The 18,097-nt window shown below is 45.5% G+C and carries 17 protein-coding genes and 2 tRNA genes; 10 read left to right on the top strand and 9 right to left on the bottom strand.

Translation table 11 applies throughout. The features are described from left to right. The 4 genes from ACQY26_RS03710 to ACQY26_RS03695 all read right to left on the bottom strand — a co-directional run. Nucleotides 1-312 (bottom strand): UvrD-helicase domain-containing protein (locus ACQY26_RS03710; RefSeq protein ID WP_428047756.1); only part of this gene is annotated, 312 nt, incomplete at its 3' end. Beyond that, nucleotides 309-1,508: a 23S rRNA (uracil(1939)-C(5))-methyltransferase RlmD gene (gene rlmD / locus ACQY26_RS03705; RefSeq protein ID WP_428047755.1), complete on the bottom strand. Its 1,200-nt coding sequence runs from the start codon at nt 1,506-1,508 to the stop codon at nt 309-311. The genes rlmD and ACQY26_RS03710, both read right to left, overlap by 4 nt. Next, entirely contained in the window at nt 1,508-2,581 is a 1,074-nt protein-coding gene (ychF, locus tag ACQY26_RS03700) for a redox-regulated ATPase YchF (protein ID WP_428047754.1), read from the bottom strand. The genes rlmD and ychF overlap by 1 nt, the downstream gene beginning before the upstream one ends. A gap of 63 nt (nt 2,582-2,644) precedes the next feature. Then, a tRNA-Glu gene (locus tag ACQY26_RS03695) sits at nt 2,645-2,718 on the bottom strand. Between the two features lie 139 nt (nt 2,719-2,857). On the opposite strand from ACQY26_RS03695, the gene glgP reads away from it, so the two are divergent. From glgP to ACQY26_RS03645, 10 genes are all read left to right on the top strand, one after another. Then, the gene (glgP, locus tag ACQY26_RS03690) at nt 2,858-5,407 is read left to right on the top strand and encodes an alpha-glucan family phosphorylase (RefSeq protein ID WP_428047753.1); all 2,550 of its coding nucleotides are present in this window, start codon (nt 2,858-2,860) and stop codon (nt 5,405-5,407) included. Between the two features lie 285 nt (nt 5,408-5,692). Then, nucleotides 5,693-6,622 (top strand): glycosyltransferase family 2 protein, encoded by a 930-nt coding sequence (locus ACQY26_RS03685; RefSeq protein WP_428047752.1) that lies wholly within the window; start codon nt 5,693-5,695, stop codon nt 6,620-6,622. Continuing rightward, nucleotides 6,612-7,814 (top strand): glycosyltransferase family 9 protein, encoded by a 1,203-nt coding sequence (locus ACQY26_RS03680; RefSeq protein ID WP_428047751.1) that lies wholly within the window; start codon nt 6,612-6,614, stop codon nt 7,812-7,814. The genes ACQY26_RS03685 and ACQY26_RS03680 overlap by 11 nt, the downstream gene beginning before the upstream one ends. Before the next feature lie 64 nt (nt 7,815-7,878). Next, entirely contained in the window at nt 7,879-8,334 is a 456-nt protein-coding gene (locus tag ACQY26_RS03675) for a tRNA (cytidine(34)-2'-O)-methyltransferase (protein ID WP_428047749.1), read from the top strand. Then, nucleotides 8,334-9,533, top strand: a complete 1,200-nt coding sequence (locus ACQY26_RS03670; RefSeq protein ID WP_428047748.1) for a spinster family MFS transporter — start codon at nt 8,334-8,336, stop codon at nt 9,531-9,533. The genes ACQY26_RS03675 and ACQY26_RS03670 overlap by 1 nt, the downstream gene beginning before the upstream one ends. 143 nt (nt 9,534-9,676) lie before the next feature. Next, a tRNA-Phe gene (locus ACQY26_RS03665) sits at nt 9,677-9,748 on the top strand. Between the two features lie 135 nt (nt 9,749-9,883). Further along, nucleotides 9,884-10,087 (top strand): 4Fe-4S binding protein, encoded by a 204-nt coding sequence (locus ACQY26_RS03660; protein WP_428047747.1) that lies wholly within the window; start codon nt 9,884-9,886, stop codon nt 10,085-10,087. Between the two features lie 10 nt (nt 10,088-10,097). After that, nucleotides 10,098-11,261: a 3-methyl-2-oxobutanoate dehydrogenase subunit VorB gene (vorB, locus tag ACQY26_RS03655; protein ID WP_428047745.1), complete on the top strand. Its 1,164-nt coding sequence runs from the start codon at nt 10,098-10,100 to the stop codon at nt 11,259-11,261. Then, complete coding sequence (locus ACQY26_RS03650; RefSeq protein ID WP_428047744.1) at nt 11,258-12,013, top strand: thiamine pyrophosphate-dependent enzyme; 756 nt, start codon at nt 11,258-11,260, stop codon at nt 12,011-12,013. Before vorB ends, ACQY26_RS03650 begins: the two co-directional genes overlap by 4 nt. 1 nt (nt 12,014) lies before the next feature. After that, nucleotides 12,015-12,554 carry a 2-oxoacid:acceptor oxidoreductase family protein gene (locus tag ACQY26_RS03645; RefSeq protein ID WP_428047743.1) on the top strand — a complete coding sequence of 180 codons (540 nt, stop codon included), beginning with the start codon at nt 12,015-12,017 and terminating at the stop codon, nt 12,552-12,554. Between the two features lie 214 nt (nt 12,555-12,768). On the opposite strand, the gene ACQY26_RS03640 is transcribed toward ACQY26_RS03645, so the two are convergent. The 5 genes from ACQY26_RS03640 to ACQY26_RS03620 form a co-directional block, all read right to left on the bottom strand. Next, nucleotides 12,769-13,335, bottom strand: a complete 567-nt coding sequence (locus ACQY26_RS03640) for a tetratricopeptide repeat protein (RefSeq protein WP_428047742.1) — start codon at nt 13,333-13,335, stop codon at nt 12,769-12,771. Between the two features lie 70 nt (nt 13,336-13,405). Then, the gene (locus ACQY26_RS03635) at nt 13,406-14,578 is read right to left on the bottom strand and encodes a class I SAM-dependent rRNA methyltransferase (protein ID WP_428047741.1); all 1,173 of its coding nucleotides are present in this window, start codon (nt 14,576-14,578) and stop codon (nt 13,406-13,408) included. Then, nucleotides 14,579-15,151 (bottom strand): hypothetical protein, encoded by a 573-nt coding sequence (locus ACQY26_RS03630; protein ID WP_428047740.1) that lies wholly within the window; start codon nt 15,149-15,151, stop codon nt 14,579-14,581. Next, entirely contained in the window at nt 15,152-17,428 is a 2,277-nt protein-coding gene (locus ACQY26_RS03625; protein WP_428047739.1) for an AsmA-like C-terminal region-containing protein, read from the bottom strand. A 12-nt stretch (nt 17,429-17,440) separates the two neighbouring features. Continuing rightward, the coding region (locus ACQY26_RS03620; RefSeq protein ID WP_428047738.1) for a M50 family metallopeptidase at nt 17,441-18,097 on the bottom strand (657 nt) is incomplete at its 5' end.

Genomic DNA, 18,097 nt, shown 5'->3' with positions numbered 1-18,097 from the left:
CGCGGCGGCGTTATGGCGGAGTATGCGCACCGCGAAAGAATGGAAAGTATGTATCCACACGCGCGAGGAATTGCCCGGCACCAAAGCTTCTATTCTTTCGCGCATTTCCTGCGCGGCTTTATTGGTAAAAGTTACGGCCAAAATCCTGCTGGGGGAAATCCCGTCAGCTATAAGTTTCGCCACTTTGCAGGTAAGCGTTTTGGTTTTGCCGGTTCCCGCACCGGCTATGATAAGGCAAGGGCCGCCGGTATAATTGGCGGCTTCAAGCTGTTCGGGGTTTAAGGTTGATAAAATTTCGTTTATAGAATTCATTTTAATTTAAGTTCCGCTAAAGTTTCTACATGGTCGCTGTGCGGAAAGAAATCAAAACATTCCGCATTGACGACTTTATATTTGGCGCATAAAGTTTTAAGATTTTCCGCCAAAGTTACGGGATTGCAGGAAATATAAAGTATATTTTCCACTCCGCTGTTTAAAATCGTTTTGCAGGCGGCTGGATGCACGCCGCTTCTGGGCGGGTCAAGCACTATCACGGAATTATAAGAGCCCAGCTTTTGCTTTGTTAAAAACTCTTCCGTGGTGGAACAGAAAAAACTTACATTGTTTATATTGTTTACCCGCGCGTTTTTAACGCCGTTGTTTACCGCGCTGGGCACGCTTTCCACGCAAAGGCTTTTGCCCACGTAAGGAGCGCAGCAAAGGCTGAAGCTGCCCGCTCCGCCGTAAAGATCATACATAACGCTCGGTTTTAGAGCGGATACCTTCGCCGCCACTTTTTTATAAATCAAATTGGCCGCTTTCGTATTGGTTTGGAAAAACGACTGCGGGGAAATTTCAAAAACTATTTCCCGGCTGCTTTCAAAAAGCTTTTCCCTTATCACGCCGGAGCCTTTTATTACTTTAATATCCTTTATTCCGGCCCCGTCGGAAACGCCGTCATTGACGGCCGTGAGGAAGTGGTATGACGGATAAAACCTGCCTAAAACTTCGGCAAAGCCGGAAGCGTCAAAAGCGGAAGTAGTTATCAAAACGGCCATGCCTTCCCCGGTATTGACGCCGCGGCGCAAAATCAAATTCCTTAAAAGGCCGCTGTGCGCGCGCTGGTCGTAAAAAGAAAGGCCTTCCCGTTCCGCCCATAGACGAACTTCCTTAACAAAGGCCGAAAGATTCGGTTCATAAAGCAGGCAATTTTCTATATTGACGCATCTGTCCCAGCGGCCTTTCATGCGGAAGCCGAAAGTATTTTCAAATTCCAGAGGTTTGGTTTTATCGCGCAGAACTTTCTTCTTTTTGCAAAAAGGTTCGCTCCAAACGACTTGCCGGCAAAAGCTAAGTTCTATCTTATTTCTGAAATATTCCTTATCCGGAGAAGGTGTTACATGGATATCGCCGGAATAAAAAGGCTCAAGCAGGGCTTTGACTTTGGCCCTTTTAAGTTCAGTTTGAGCGGTGTAATCTTCCTGCTTTAAAGAACAGCCGCCGCATACGCCGAAGCTTCCGCAAACCATTATACGTTAAACCTGAAGACGCAAACATCGCCGTCTTTTATTATGTAATCGCGCCCTTCCTGGCGGATTAAGCCCTTTTCTTTAAGGGCCTTTTCCGATTTATGTTCAAGAATATCGTCTACGCCGTAAACTTCCGCACAGATAAAGCCGCGTTCAATATCGGAATGTATTTTGCCGGCCGCTTTCGGCGCGGGGCAACCTACGGGTATCAGCCAGGAGCGCACTTCCACTTCCGGCCCGGCTGTAAAAAACGTGCACATATTTAAAAGCTGCATTCCGGCGCGGACGATTTTTTCAAGCCCGGTGTATTCGGAGCCCGTTTCCGCCAGAAAAAGATGTTTTTCTTCTTCGTCAAGTTCCGCTATTTCAGCTTCAAACTTTATGCAGAGTTCGACAAAACCCGCACCCGTTTTTTGTGCGTGTTCACGCAGCTTTTTGGCGTTTTCTTCGTTCGGTTTTTCAGAATTATTGCCGACGTAAAGCATCGGTTTCATCGTTAAAAGCTGCAAATCTTTCTTTTCCTCTTCTTCCAATTCCACGCAGGAGGCCGGTTTGCCCTCGCTTAAAGCTTTCTGCAATTTACGCAGAACTTCCAAACGCGCTTTGGCTTCTTTACTGCCGCTTTTGGCGTTGCTTTCGGCTTTTGGGAGCATCTTTTCCACGCTTTCCAAATCCGCAAGCATAAGTTCCGTTTCTATAATTTCAATATCCCTTAAAGGATCGACGCTGCCGGAAACATGGGTAATATTTTCGTCTTCAAACAAGCGCACTACGTGTATAATCGCGTCGACTTCGCGGATATTGGCTAAAAATTTATTGCCCAAGCCCTCGCCTTTGCTAGCCCCTTCAACAATGCCGGCGATATCCACGAAACGGATAAATGCGGCCGTTTTCTTGGGCGGTTTAAAAAGGTCAAAAAGCGCGTCAAGGCGTTTATCCGGGATAGGCACCACGCCGACGTTAGGCTCAATAGTGGTAAAAGGATAATTGGAAGCCTGCGCACCGGCATTTGTCAGAGCGTTAAACAAAGAAGACTTCCCGACATTGGGCAAACCCACGATTCCTATGTCCATAAAAACTCCTTAAAATAAAAATATCCGCGCTCGGGCGGAATAAAATAATACGGCGGGGAAGTACGTCTCGTACGGGATTCGAACCCGTGATCTCCGCCTTGAGAGGGCGGCGTCCTAAACCGCTAGACGAACGAGACATAAACCTCTTATATATTTTATTTTACAATATTTTAAAGGATTAAGCGGGCTTATATCGCAATTTATTTTTGTTGCCTTGCAAGCCCGCCAATTTATATACTTTAATTACATACATATACACATAATAGGGAGTATCAGATGAAAATTCATTCTTTCAAAGTAACACCCAACCTGCCGGAGAATATGAAGTTCCTTGAAGAACTTTCAAACAATATGTGGTTTGCATGGAATTGGCCGGCTATAACGCTCTTTTTAAGAATAGACGAACAGCTTTGGGAAAAATCCCAAAGAATGCCGAAATGGCTTATGGCCACCGTATCACAGCAGAGGCTGGAAGAATTAAGCAAAGACCAAGATTTTATAGCTCATCTCAACTTCGTCGAAAAACTTTACAGAGATTATCAAAACAATAAAGACACCTGGTACAATAAAGTAAAAGACCAAGGCAAGGAAAACTTCCTTACGGCTTATTTCTCAATGGAATACGGCATAGGCGAAGGACTGCCGATTTATTCCGGCGGATTGGGCATGCTTTCGGGCGATCATATCAAAAGCACCAGCGATTTGGGCCTGCCTTTGATCGGCGTAGGTTTGTTCTATCAGAAAGGCTACGTAAAACAAGTGTTGAACAAAGACGGCTGGCAGGGCGAAGAATACCCGGAAAACGACTGGGCCCATATGTCGGTAGAAGCCGTCCACAACGAACAGGGCAACAACCTTACGGTTGATATTCCCCTCGGCAGAGAAACCGTCAAAGCCATGATTTGGCGCGTGCCGGTAGGCAGAACTTCCCTTTACCTGCTTGATACCAACCTCCCGGAAAACGCCCCCGCCCACAGAACTATAACCGAACAGCTTTACGGCGGCGACAGAGAAAACAGAATCAAACAGGAAATCGTTTTGGGCGTCGGCGGCGTAAAAGCCTTAAAAGCAATGGGTATGAACCCCACGGTTTATCACATTAACGAAGGGCATTCGGCCTTCCTGCTCTGCGAACGCATCATAGAAATAATGCAGGACAAAAAAATATCTTTCAACGAAGCCAAAGAAATCGTTTGGGCGACTTCAGTATTTACCACGCACACCCCGGTAATCGCGGGTAATGAGCATTTCGATTTCAACCTCGTTAAGAAGTTTATGGAGCCTTATGTGGCGCAGCTCGGTATAGGGTGGGACGCTTTCCTCGATTTCGGCAAAGAAACCCCGCAGTCGCCGATGTTCTGCATGACGGTATTCGCTTTAAAACTTTCCGCTTACTTAAACGGCGTGGCAAAACTGCACGGCGTAGTTTCCAGAGAAATGTGGAAGAACATTTGGACGGGCCTCAGCACTTCCGAAGTGCCCATAACCAGCATTACAAACGGCATACACCCGGCCAGCTGGGTAAGCCACGAATACAGCGAACTTTACCGCAAATATCTTTTTGACGGCGACGACAGCTTAAACAATTTTGACCAATCCGTATGGAACAAGGTGGAAAATATCCCCGCGGAAGAACTTTGGCAGACGCACAGCATAAGGAAAGAAAAACTTATCAAACACATTCGTGAAAAAGCCGTCCGTCAGGCAAACAGGCTCTCGGGCAACGTAAACTTGGCAAGGCAGGCTTCCAAAGTGCTTAAAGAGGATATCCTTACAATCGGCTTTGCAAGACGCTTTGCCACCTATAAAAGAGCAACTTTGCTTTTTAAAGACCCCGAAAGGCTTGCGGCGATCGTCAACAATCCGCAAAGGCCGGTGCAGTTCGTTTTCGCCGGCAAGGCTCACCCCGCCGACACCGCCGGGAAAGAATTTATCAAGCAGATTTACAATATGATGCTTGATCCCAGATTTAAAGGGAAAATCGTCTTCGCGGAAGATTATAATATGAACCTCGCCCGCTACATGGTGCAGGGTGTGGACGTTTGGCTCAACAACCCCGTAAGGCCTATGGAAGCTTCCGGCACCAGCGGCATGAAAGCGGCATTAAACGGCGCTTTGGCGCTCTCCATTTTGGACGGCTGGTGGGATGAAGTCGGCCCGTGCGATTTCAGCTGGTCCATTATCGGCGCGCAAAGCTATCAAAGCGACGAACAGCGCGACGCCGTGGAATCACAGGCTTTGTACAATTTGATTGAAAACGAAATCGCCCCCGTCTACTATGACAGAGATCAGGACAATATTCCGCAAAAATGGATTAAGAAGATGAAAACTTCCATAAAAACCATTGTGCCTTTCTTCAACACCAACAGAATGGTGCAGGAATATTATGAAAGATTCTATACAAAAGCCCATTATTACGGCAATATTTTAAAAACCGAAGGCGAAACCGCCGCTTTGGCCGCCTGGAGGCAAAGAATAGCCGCCAACTGGCCAAGAGTTTCCATTGTGGACGTAACCGGCAATATCGACAGGACGGTTCTCGTCGGCGAAACTTTAAAATTTAAAGCGCGCGTAACGCTCGGCGATTTGAAGCCGGAAGACGTAGTCGTTCAAACGCAATTCGGGCTGCGCTCTTTGGGCGGAGGTTTTGACAGCGCAAAAGACTTCAGCATGAATATGGTCGGCAAAGAAGGCGACGTATATTTGTATGAAGTCGAAATCCACCCCGAAACCAGCGGCAGACAGGATTACGCGATGAGGATTTTGCCTTTCAACAAGGCTCTCCCCCATCCTTTTACGCCTATCTATGTAAGGTGGGAGATGTAATAAGGAGAATAAAGAAGTAAAATAAGCCGGCAAAAAGGCTTATTAAAAATTTATCTGTTTTTGGGATCCGAAAGGAACTCTTTTGCAAGCAAAAGACGAATCACCCCAAAAGCAGTCGTTTTAGGCGCGAAGCAAAAAGGAGTAATTAACCGGTTTGCTTCGCGTTAATGCTGGCTTTCCGCGTGAAAGCCAGCTACGGCTGTTTTATTTTATGAGGGTGATTCGTCATAAAATACATTCAGCCGTTTTTTGCTTATAAAGGGCTTCGGAAACCTAGGAGAAACCATGGCGCCCGAAATAAGCATAATAATACCCACAAAAAACGGCAAAAAACATCTGGAACAAACTCTGCCGGAAACAATAAAAGCCTGCCGAAATGTTTCCGTCAAAACGGAAATAATAGTGGTTGATGACAATTCCGAAGACGGCACTTTAAAATTAAAAAAAGATTATCCCCAAATAAAATTCCTTAAAAATCCTTCAAAAGGAGTTTGTTCAGCCAGGAACCGAGGAGTTCTTGAATCTAACGGAAACATCCTGCTTTTTATAGACAATGACGTTTTTTTAAATGAAGATTTTTTTGCTCCGACATTAAAGTACTTTACGGAGAGTTTCTTTGCTGCGGCTTGCTGCGGGTACAGCTTCTTAGACGGCCACCAGCTGGACGGAGTAAAAACATTAAGCTGGAGTAAAGGCTTTCCGCGATTTACGGGCAATATACTAAACGATAAACTCAAGAACGGAGAAGAATACCTGAGTTTCGGCGTACAGGGGGCATACTTTTTCTGTTCTAAAGAAAAATTTAAACTGCTAAACGGTTTTGACACTCTTTTGGAACCTTATATGCTGGAAGAAACAGACCTCGCTTACAGAGGTCTTAAACGCGGCTGGAAAATAAATTATATAGCAGGCACAAAACCTCTGCACAAATGCGGGGGCACCATACAAAGCAAGACCAATCCGAAGACAAAATTTTTAAGCAAAAGGAACCGTTATATTTTTATTTGGAAAAACATTAGCGATCCCTTTTTGCTGGCCTCGCACCTATTTTGGCTTATTTTACGTCTGCCTCTGGACTTTAAAGCGATTTTGGCGGCGGGCGGGAAAATCAAAGAAATACTTATCAAAAGAAAGCAAGAAAAAGCTTTTATCCGCTTTGCGGACAGGGAAATACTGTTGCAAAGTAAACAACAAAGGGGAAAATATGCACAGTAAAACAATTTTTAACATCAAAACTGAAGTAAAAAGAGTTATCCTGAAATACAAAGAAAATCCGCTTAAAGCTTATTTTAAAATTCTTTTTTATGTTTTGGCAGGAGCGTTTAAAAATCATTTTCCCAAAAGACCCCCGAAAGGAAATGAAATCTATATCGCTTTTATTATAGAAGGCGGCCTAGGCGATTTTTTAATCAATATAAATTTTATACATTGTTTAATTGAAAAAGTATATCAGACGAACATCCACATTGACATTATTACAAACAGTAAAAGTTTTGCTCAAAGTCTTATTCCCGATTTACCGGGACTGCACAAGATAAAAGTAATTGAAAAGATAAAATATTTAAAAGGATATTATGATCTGGAAATAAAAATTTTTCGCAGACCTTATATCCTCTATAAAAATATAGAAAGAATAAAGAACTTTGCCCCTCAGCTGCTGCCTTTTCTTTCCGCATGGGAAGTTAAACAAGAGCAATTTTCCCTGCTTTACGATAATGCCCCCTATTTGGAGGGAACGGCAGATATCTTGGACGCCGCAGACGGCAAAAAGCGTTTTGTACAGGCAGATATAGCCAACCTCCTTAATATGGACTACACTTTTAAAGCCGCGATAAAAACTGATAAAGAAAAAGAAACTTTACAAAAATTCAATTTGTTCCGGCGCACGTATATAACCATTGCAAGGGAAGTAGGATATGACAAAGTGGTGGAATCCACAAAGCTTTGGCCTTTAGACAATTACAGAGAACTGACAAAATTGATAAAGCAGAACTTTCCTAATGTAACGATAGCGGAAGTAGGAGCTGGAAAAGGAACAAGAATAGCGGAAAATATTGACGTCGTTCTCTCAGGCAAAACCTCTTTGGAAGAAGCCAAAGCCATTATCAAAAACGCTCTCTTGCATATTGATACGGAGGGCGGGCTTTCCTATTTAAGACATGCATTGCACGGCGGAGCAAGCATTATACTTATGGGGCCTACGGACCCGAACATATATAACCTTGAGGGAAATATCTGTATTTGCTCCAAAGCTTGCCCCATACACTGCGCGGAACTGCTGCCCCAATGGCAAGAGAACTGCCATAAAATCAAAGATAAAAATATTTGCATGAAGTCAATTACTGTAGATATGGTTTTCTCTGAAGTCAAAAAAATTTTAAACGAGGCCGGCTGCCGGACAAATTGATTTTCCACATATAATTGACGAGTTAAAATTATTCCGAAAAGTGAAAAATTACTATAATTATTCTATGATGAATATAGTTCTTATCAACCCGGAAATACCTTTTAACACCGGCAATATCGGCAGAACCTGCGTCGCCACAAACGCACATTTGCATTTGGTCGGTAAATTGGGTTTTAAAATAGAAGATAAGGAAATAAGAAGAAGCGGGCTTGATTACTGGCCCAAGCTCAAATATACGCGCTACGCCACCTTTGCGGAATTCAAGAACGCTCTGCCCGCAGGCGCAAGATTGTTTTTCTTTTCCACAAAAGGTGAAAAGTGCCTTTGGGATATAAAATTCCGAAAAAACGATTACTTGGCCTTTGGAAGCGAATCCTGCGGCCTGCCCAAAGAACTTTATAAAGAATATAAAGATTCCCTTTACCAAATACCCATGCCCGGCGAGGTGCGCTCCTTAAATTTATCCACTTCCGCCGCGGTGTGCCTTTATGAAGCTCTGCGCCAAACCAAGGATTTTTAATGAGCCCAAAAAGCGTATTTATACTGCTTTTCTCTCTTAATCTGCTTAATTACATAGACAGACAAATACTCTTTTCCGTATTTCCGCTTATAAAAGCGGATCTTAATCTTTCCGACGCTCAGCTGGGAGTATTGGCTTCCGCTTTTATGTTCGTTTACATGATAGCCGCGCCGTTCGTGGGATTTATAGCGGATAGAACCCCCAGGCAATATGTGATTTCCGTATGCGCTTTTTTATGGAGCGCGGCCACAATGCTTTCCGGCTCGGCAAAAAATTACTTTCATCTTTTTGCGGCCCGCAGTTTTATAGGCATAGGCGAGGCCGGCTTTACAAGCGTATCTCCGTCTTTTTTGGCGGAGAGATTCCCCCCCGAAAGAAGGGCCCGCGTTTTGGCCGCTTTCGGTTTGGCTTTGCCGGCAGGCAGTGCGCTTGGATATTTGCTCGGCGGTTTTTTGGGGCTTCAATTTGGTTGGAGAAGCGCGTTTTTCATAGTCGGCCTGCCGGGGGCTTTCGCCGCGGCTTACGCCGCTTTTAAACTTAAAGACGAAAGAACCGCAAATAAAAAACAAGAAAAACCAAAACTTGCAAATTATTCCGCTTTGCTTAAAAATAAACCCTTCCTGTTTGTCTGCCTTGCACAGGCCATGGGCACTTTTACTTTGGGCGGTTTGGCCGCATGGATGCCCACTTATATGCACAGATATTACGATTTTTCCGTCGCGCAAGCCGGAACGGTATTCGGCGCACTTACCATTACCGCCGGGGCCGCGGGAACCTTCCTGGGCGGGTTCATGGCCGATAAACTTTTAAAGAAAACAAAAAAAGCTTATTATTTTGTTTCGGCCGCAAGCTTTACCGCCGCACTCCCTTTCGGCTTTGCGGCCGTAATATGCGGGGATTTTAAAATTTCTTTGGTTTTGTTTGCGGCGGCGATAATGCTGGTTTTTATGCAAACGGGCCCGTTAAACGCCGCAATAGTCAATCTGACGGACGTTAAAATCCGCTCAATGGCTTTCGCCGTAAATATTTTTATAATACACGCGCTTGGCGACGCAATATCCCCCGCGTTGGTGGGCGGCGCTTCCGATATGTTCAGCCTGAAAACGGCCGTGGCGGCGGCAATGCTTTTTGTATTGCCCGCGGCCTTATTCTGCGCGGCGGCTGCCAAAGCCGATAACGCCGCAAAAAACGGCTTTTAAAATCAAAAGGTTGAAATATAAGACCTAATTTGATATCATAAATAGAGTAGCAGAAAGAAGTAACAGATTTTTCGCGATTGATTTTTTGTTTAATGCACTACTGAACGAGCAACTACGTATAAACAAAAAATAAACGAAAAGATGCCGAGGTAGCTCAGTGGTAGAGCACCGGTCTGAAAAACCGGGTGTCGACAGTTCGATCCTGTCCCTCGGCATATTTCATTTATACGGAAGCCCCTCCTTAATAAGGAGGGGCTTCTCATTTTAAAGCAAGGAAGTAATACCAGCCTTAATCATTGCTTTGATAGCGGAAAAAGATTTATACTAATATGTAGGACTAAGGAGGTATTATGCCTAAAATAGAAGTCAATGAAATGCGCTGCAAGGGCTGCAAACTTTGCACCAAAGCCTGCCCCAAGCAGTGTATTGAAATGTCTGATACTTTCAGCAAGACGGGATATTACCCCGCCAAACTCGCCAAACCCGAATGTTGCATCGGCTGCGGCATGTGTTATATGGTATGCCCGGATTTGGCTATAACCGTTTACAGATAAGAGGTTCAAAATGGCAGATAAAGTTTTAATGAAAGGCAATGAAGCCCTCGCCGAAGGCGCGATAAGGGCCGGGTGCAGATTTTTTGCGGGTTACCCCATAACCCCTCAGAACGAAGTGCCGGAATATATGTCCTGGCGGCAGGAAGAAGTCGGCGGAGCTTTCGTACAGGCGGAAAGCGAAGTTTCCGCAATTAATATGGTTTACGGCGCGGCGGCCACAGGCGTAAGAGCAATGACGTCCTCCTCAAGCCCGGGTGTAAGTTTAAAGCAGGAAGGCATATCCTATATGGCCGGCGCGGATTTGCCGTGCCTTATAGTAAACGTAATGAGGGGCGGCCCGGGGCTCGGCAACATAGCCGGGGCGCAGGGCGATTATATCCAAGCCACTCGCGGCGGCGGCAACGGCGATTACAGAGTGCTGGTATTGGCCCCCAACAGCGTGGAAGAATTGGGGAACTTCCCCAAATTGGCTTTTGAACTTTCGGAAAAGTACCGTATCCCCGCAATGATTTTAGCCGACGGCATTTTAGGGCAAATGATGGAAGGTATGAGCTATAATTTTGATCCTATCGACCCCAAAACCCTGCCCGTCAAACCTTGGGCTTTGGGCGTAAACGACGGCACAAGAGGAAAGAATATGATATCCTCCTACGGTCTGGCCGAGGGCGAACTTGAAAAAATGATTTTAAAACGCGCCGAACGCTACGCTTTGGTTGAGCGCGACGAAGTGCGCTTTGAAGAAAGATTTACCGAAGACGCGGACGTTATCATAGTGGCTTACGGCATAAGCTCCCGCGCCGCCATGTCCGCGGTGAACGCTTTAAGGGCCGAAGGCGTAAAAGCCGGGCTTTTCAGGCCGATAACTTTATGGCCCTTCCCTTCAAAAAGGCTGGCCGAGCTGGCAAAAAGCTGTAAAGCCATGCTCTGCGCCGAAATGAGCTTGGGGCAAATGATTATAGACGTAAAACTTGCCGTAGAAGGCAAAGTGCCGGTTCATCTTTACGCAAAACCGGGGGCTTTCTTCCCAGTGGCGGAAGATATCGCGACGGCGGTAAAATCCATAATCAACGGCAAAAAGGATTTTCTGTTTAACTTGGCGGATTTGGCCGATAAAGCGGAAAACACCTGCCACAAGCCGGAAAATAAAATTTGCAAGGAGGGAACTTTATTATGAATCCCGTAACAAAAAGGCCGGAATCCCTCGTAGATATACCTACACATTACTGCCCCGGCTGCGGCCACAGCGTAGTACATCGCCTTGTAGCCGAAGCCATGGACGAGCTTGATATCCGCAAAAGAACAATTTGCATAGCCCCCGTGGGCTGCGCCGTGTTTGCCGACAAATACTTCAACTGCGACGCCATACAAGGCCCTCACGGCAGAGGCCCGGCGATGGCGACCGGCATTAAACGCTCAAGGCCCGATACTATAGTGTTCTCCTATCAGGGCGACGGCGATTTGGCTTCCATAGGTATGGCCGAAATCGTCCACGCCGCGGCCAGAGGCGAAAATATTACCGTAATATTTATCAACAATACCATTTACGGCATGACCGGCGGACAAATGGCCCCCACGACTTTGGTAGGGCAAGTCGCCACCACCGCCCCCAAAGGCAGAAACGAAAAACTGCAAGGCAATCCGATAAATGTTTCGGAAATGCTGAGCCAGCTTAAAAGCGCGAAGTATATTGAAAGAGTTTCGGTTGATACTCCCCAAAACGTGATGAAAGCCAAAAAAGCCATTAAAAAGGCTTTCCAAAACCAAATTGACGGAGTCGGTTTTTCTTTCGTCGAAGTCCTTTCAATCTGCCCTACAAACTGGGGCGTGGACCCGATAAAAGCTTTGGACTTTTTAAGGGACAAAATGATGCCGCAGTATCCTTTAGGCGTATTTAAGGACGAAGGCAAAAAAGAGGAGGGCAAATAATATGTATCAAGGTGTAAGAATAGCCGGTTTCGGCGGACAGGGCGTAGTTTCCGCCGGAGTATTATTGGCCCAAGCCGGGCTTGTGGAAGGCAAAGCGGTAAGCTGGTTTCCTTCCTACGGGCCGGAAATGAGAGGCGGAACGGCGAACTGCTCGGTTGTAATTTCCGACACGGAAGTGGCGACCCCGGTGGTTTGCGTCCCCGATACCGCAATCGTAATGAACGAACCTTCTCTGCCTAAGTTTGAACCTATGCTTAAAAGCGGCGGACTTTTAATAATTAACAGTTCCCTTATTAAAAGCAAACCATCCAGAAAAGACATCAAAGTGATTTACGTCCCCTGCAATGAAATAGCCGAGGAAGTAGGCTCGGCCAGGACGGCCACTTTGGTGGCTTTGGGAGCATTCGCCGGCGCTACCGGCGCGGTAAGCTTGGACGCGATAGAAAACGCGATGAAGAAGGTTTTTAAGCGCGCCAAGCCCGAAATGATCGCCCTTAACAGAAAAGCCTTGGAAGCCGGAGCAAAACTTAAAGCGGAATAAAAAAGGCTCAACTTAAGATATCATTAAAGCCCCGGGTTTAATCCCGGGGTTTTTGCTTAATATTTAAACCGGCTGCCGTTTTAAGCGGAGCGGCATCCGTCAATCAACATCTTTTATTTAAAAAATTTACAAAAGCATAGCTGCGTCTTTTAAATAAAACGGGCAAAACAAAACCCCCGGGTTCTCGCCGGGGGTTAAAGTAAAACTTATATTTTTATTTTTTGGAAGATTTTTTCTTCGTGTTTTTGGGCGTATCTTTCTTCACGGATTCGGGATCCAGTTTGCCCAAAAGTTCTTTGGCCGTGGCGTTATCCTGATCGGCATAAGCCTTAACCCAGTTTACAAGCTGGTCTTTATCCAAAACTTCGGTCTTTTCTCCGTTAAGATACATCTCCGCCAATTTAAACCTGGCGGAAGTAAAACCTTTCTCCGCGGAAGAACGCAGATATTTAAAGGCTTCTTCAGAGTTTTGGTTCAAGTGTACGCCGGTTTCATACATTTCCGAAATAAAATAATCGGCTTCGCCGGAACCGTTGTCGGAAGCTCTTTTAAACCAAGTATAAGCGGCGTCATGGTTCCTGCCTATAGTGCCGGTGTAGAAAAGCACACCCAAATAAGCTTGGGCGTTCGTATCGCCGGAAGAAGCTTTATCAAAAATTTCCTGCATTGCGGGCCTTTCGCCCGCAGGTATGTCTTTGGCGAAATCCGCACCGTCATTTTTACAGCAGCCGACGGCGGCAAACGCCAAAAGCATAATAAAAAGTTTTGCAAACATTCTCATTTATTCCCTCCGAAATTTCCCAATATATAAAAATATTAGCAAATTTAGTTATATAAAAAGCAAATTTACTTTAGCGCACCTGCAATAAAGCAAAATGCAAATACTCCGTTTCCGGCATACCGAGAAGCACCGGGTGGTCTTTAGCCTGGCCTCTTAAAGCTATCAGCGTAACTTTTTTACCTGCTTTGCCGGCCGCCTGCTTCAAGATATCCATAAAAATCTCTCTGCTGATATGGTGAGAGCAGGTGGAAGTGGCCAGCATACCGCCGCTTTCCAAGCCTTCCAAAGCCATTTTGTTAAGCTTAACGTATAAATTTACGGCCTGAGGAAGAGCTTTCCTGTTCTTTACAAACGCCGGCGGATCCAAAAGTACGATATCCGGCTTTGTGGGGAGCTCACCCTTCTTCATCGCGGAAAGAAGCCGCTCCGCGTCGTCTTTACGGTACTGGCAGATATTGGCGACCCCGTTAAGTTCTGCGTTTCTGTTGGCGTACTCCACCGCGGGAGCGGAAGAATCCGTCCCCCACACCGCAGACGCGCCGTTTAATGCGGCCGTTATGCCGAAAGAGCCCGTATAAGAATATAAATCCATAACTATTTTATCTTTAAAATAGGGCTTCATAAATTCGCGGTTGTCGCGCTGGTCAAAATAAAAACCGGTTTTCTGCCCGCCCGTCAAAGCCACGACATATTTTACGCCGTTTTCTTCTATTTCAACTTCCTGAGGAATTTCCCCTACGGTTTGCGGGGCCAGCCCCAAGCCTTCCAAAGTTCTGAAAGAAGAATCATTCCTAAACAAAATTCCTTTAGGCTTAAAAATTTTGGTTACGGCTTCGATTATTTTATCTTTCAAAAGTTCCATTCCGGCGGTAAGAACGTCAATTACAAGATAATCGCCGTAGCGGTCCACCACCAAACCGGGCAAAGCGTCGGCCTCTCCGTAGACCATGCGCCCGAAACGGCGGATATTAAACTGCTTTCTGTAAGAATATGCGTTGTCGATATGTTCAAAAATAAAATCTTTGTGCAAAGGCTCCTCGCCTTTTACGATAAATCTTGCCGATATAAGGCTGTGCGGATTAAAAAACGCCGTGCCCATAGTTTGGCCTTTGCCGTCCAAAACGCGCACTATACTGCCGGGTTCTATCGAGGTATCCACTTTTTCCAGCTCATTGGAAAATATCCAGTAATGTCCTTTGTTTATTCTGTGTTCTTCTTTGGCTTTAAGTTTGATTTCCTTCATTTATTTAGCACCTTTTTTAATTAATTTAGTCCCGGCTTTGCACATGGGGCAGACTTCCGGCTCATAAGTGTCCAGCGGATAACTTAAAAGAGATCTAAGCGGAATATTGCCGACCGCACCCGTACTTGAGCGGTCCACTATCACGGCCGCGCCGACGGCGTTGGCTTTCATCATTTGGATTAAAGATACGGCTTCCCTTACTTTGCGGCAAGTCATGGTTACGTTATCCACTATCAAAACGTTTTCGCCGGGATTGATTTTCATTGAGCCTTTAAGCTGCATGGATCCGCCGGCGTCGGTCGCGAACAAAGCCCTTGCGTTTTTAAAACGAGCGACTTCCTGCGCCAAAATGGAATTTTCCGGCGTAGGGGCGAAAACCGCGTCTACGCGCACGTCAAACAAATCGCCCAGGGCCGCACCTATTTTTGCGGCTAAATTGGGATATTGCGTAACCGCGGCGGTATCAACGTAACTTTGTACGTGCAGGCCGCAGGGCAGCTCAAAATGGCCGTCTATAAAGGCTTCGTTCTCTTCCAGAACGCTTATAATATCGATTTTGGGTTTCCTGAGCATTTATTTCTCCTTAATAAATTTTTGGCCCGCGCTGAAATCCGTCCTTAAGCCCTTTTCGCGGGCGGCTTTTATCGCGCTGCTTGTCTTTTTGGGGCTCTTCATTTGCAGGCCCGGTTTAAGCATAGGCCCGTAAGTCCTGAAGGCCAAAGCGGGCTCGCCGGTTTCGTCGGTAAGATTTTCCGAAAGGGCTCCCCTTTTGGAAGTGTTCTTAAACATGGTTACTATATCAAGGTCAAACTTTTCTTCAACCCAGCCGACGTTCCCGCCAACCGTCGCGGCGATAACTTCGCCGTCAACGTAAAAATTGTTAATATTCATTTTACCATTATTAAAGTCAACTGAAGCCGTCATTACGTCAAAAGGAGTGTCTTTGAGTATTTTGCCCATTTTAAAAGAACCGGCCCTTTCCATTTTGCTCATTATCACAAAAGGCTGATAGGCTATACCCAGAGCTTTTTGCCTGTCGGCCGCTTCCTGCAGTTTGTAAATTACGCCCTGCTGGAGTTTTGCGTCTATTTTCCCGTCGAGTTTATCCATCCCGGGCAATAAGTTTTTTAAATTAAATTCCGCGTTGAAGTCATAGCCCGATATTATAGGCGTTTCAAATTTTTCCGCGTAGACGAAACCGTTGAAATTAGGCATAAAACTGGGTATCGCGGAACGGAAATTTCTAAGCCAGTAAAGGTCGCTTTCGTCCTTCTGCCTGGGGGCGGAACTGCCTTTGGACAAAGCTTCCACAAAATCTTCCGTCGTTTCAAATATTTCAACGGGTTTTAACAGATTTAAATAAATATTGGCTTTTATTACGCGGTTTGCGCGGCGCACCTTTGAAATCGCCACGCTCATGGTTACGGTATTTTCGTTGAACATCGTGTCTTTTATCTTGGCGTAAAAATTTTGTTTTTTGTGCTGATATGAAGCCGTGCCCTTTATCTTTGATATCGTCTGCCTGCCCACTTTAAAAACGCCGTCTTTGACGTCCGCGCTCATTTCGTCCAGATTGTTTTCGGCGGTGTAAGAGCCTTTAACCCCGCTTATCGTGAAATTGCTGATAAAAGCCGAAACTCCGTTTAAATCCACGGTAAACTTCGGCGACGAAATTTTGCCGTCTTTATATTCCAGGCGGCCCCGCGCTTTTACCGGGCCTTTAACCTTATAAGGTTTAAGCCAATCAAAATAATCCGCGTTTTCTACGGAAAATTGTTCCGTTGAGAAATCCGCCTCAACCGAAATCGGCGCATTTGCCAAATCAATCCTGCCCTTAACGCTAAGCGCGATATCTTTGTTTTTAAGATTTAACGAAGCGACGTCCACCTTGCTAAATTTATCGCCGAAGGAAAGCTCCGCCTTTACGGACGTGGACGGCAGAGAAATATCAAAATGATTCGGCGCGAACAAAGAAACGTCGTCATAACCCAAATCCGGCAAAACGGAGGAAAAAGAAATTTCCGGATTTAAAAAGTTCCTGGCCGTCATATTAAGTTTTACGGGGCGGCGCGCGCCGCGGATTTCCACAGAAGCGTCTTTTACGGCCATTTCCCCGACGTTAAAATTAGCCAAATTCGCGCTGCCTTCCGCAAGAATTTCGTTTTCTATAATTTTGTCTTTGATTTTATTTCTCAGAACGAAGTTCAGCGCAAAATCCGTATAATCGTTAAACCTGAGATTATAAAAACGTATGAAAATACCGTTCAAAGAATGGCTTACGCTGGCGGCAACGTCGCGGTAGGCGAAGACCCCGTTTTTTATTACCCAGTCTTCCACCAAAACCCTAAACGCCTGGCCTTGGCCGGAGGTTATTTCAAACTGCTGGCCGAGCGCGCTTTGACGGTTCGCTACCTTAATATCGGGAATATTGGTTCTGCCGTCGGCTTCTTTTATTATCGTTACCACCGGGTTAAAAAGCAGAACTTCTTTTATCGCTATGACATTATCGCGCAAAGCCCTTAAATCAAAACGTATTATAACTTTTTCAACGGAAAGAAATTCATTGTACTCGTCCAGGTTGGTATCGACTATCTTTAAGTTGCTTATGGAAATGCTGTTAAAAGAGGTTAACTCAAAATCGCCGACGATTACAGGCCTGTTCAAAACGCTTTGCAGCGCGCCGGCCACTTCCTTGCCGATATGCTCGGCGCTGACGTATTTTAACGCGGCGAACCACGCCACTATCGCGCATACCGCAAACAATGTGGTTATCAAAAACAAAACCCTTATAATGCTTTTAAGGGTAAGCTTTACCGTTTGTATAAAATACTTTGCTATTTTATTCTTCATAACGCCGATAATTTAAGAGAAAACTTTTACGGAAAGCGTATAAAGATTCTCAAAAAGCCATTTCCAAAAAGCTAAAGTACGCCTAATTATTCCGCCCGTCAAAGCCCATACGGGCACTATACCGGGGAAATAAATTTCAATAAGAGCCAAAACAACGCCCATGTTTATTAAAACTATCAAAGAAAAAGAAAACACTCCCCCGCCGGCCCGGGTTATGTCGCTCTGTTCCGTTTCCGTCAAGGCCTTATAGGTATGCATTAAATGAAGCATGGTGCAAAAACCGAATAAAGCCAAAAATACGCTGCCGTAATCGGCCGCGGCGGGCCATAACAAATTAAGTATAAGGTAAGTCAAAGTAACGGCTATGCTGTAAAGCGGAATACAATAAGGGGCCAAAAGCACAAAAGTGTTGATATTGCTTACTTTAACTTCGCCGCTTTCCCGGCCGACGTTCAGCCCGCTCACTTTATATCCGCAAATCCAAGCCGCCGCCGCATGGCTCAGTTCATGCGCGAAAACATAAAATCTTGAAAAATTATAAAAGAACAAATGCGTTAAAACGTATAAGAGCGCGCCGAGCATAAAATAAAGCGTAATCTTATAAGACTTTATTATGTACCAAAGCACTTCCGCCACAGAAAGCAATATGCAGAAAGCCAAGGGAAAAAG

Source organism: Candidatus Proelusimicrobium excrementi, from assembly GCF_937881865.1.
In the GTDB taxonomy this organism is placed as follows: domain Bacteria; phylum Elusimicrobiota; class Elusimicrobia; order Elusimicrobiales; family Elusimicrobiaceae; genus Proelusimicrobium; species Proelusimicrobium excrementi.
Note: the sequence above shows the minus strand (reverse complement) of the source record. Positions and strands in the feature narration are given on the sequence as shown.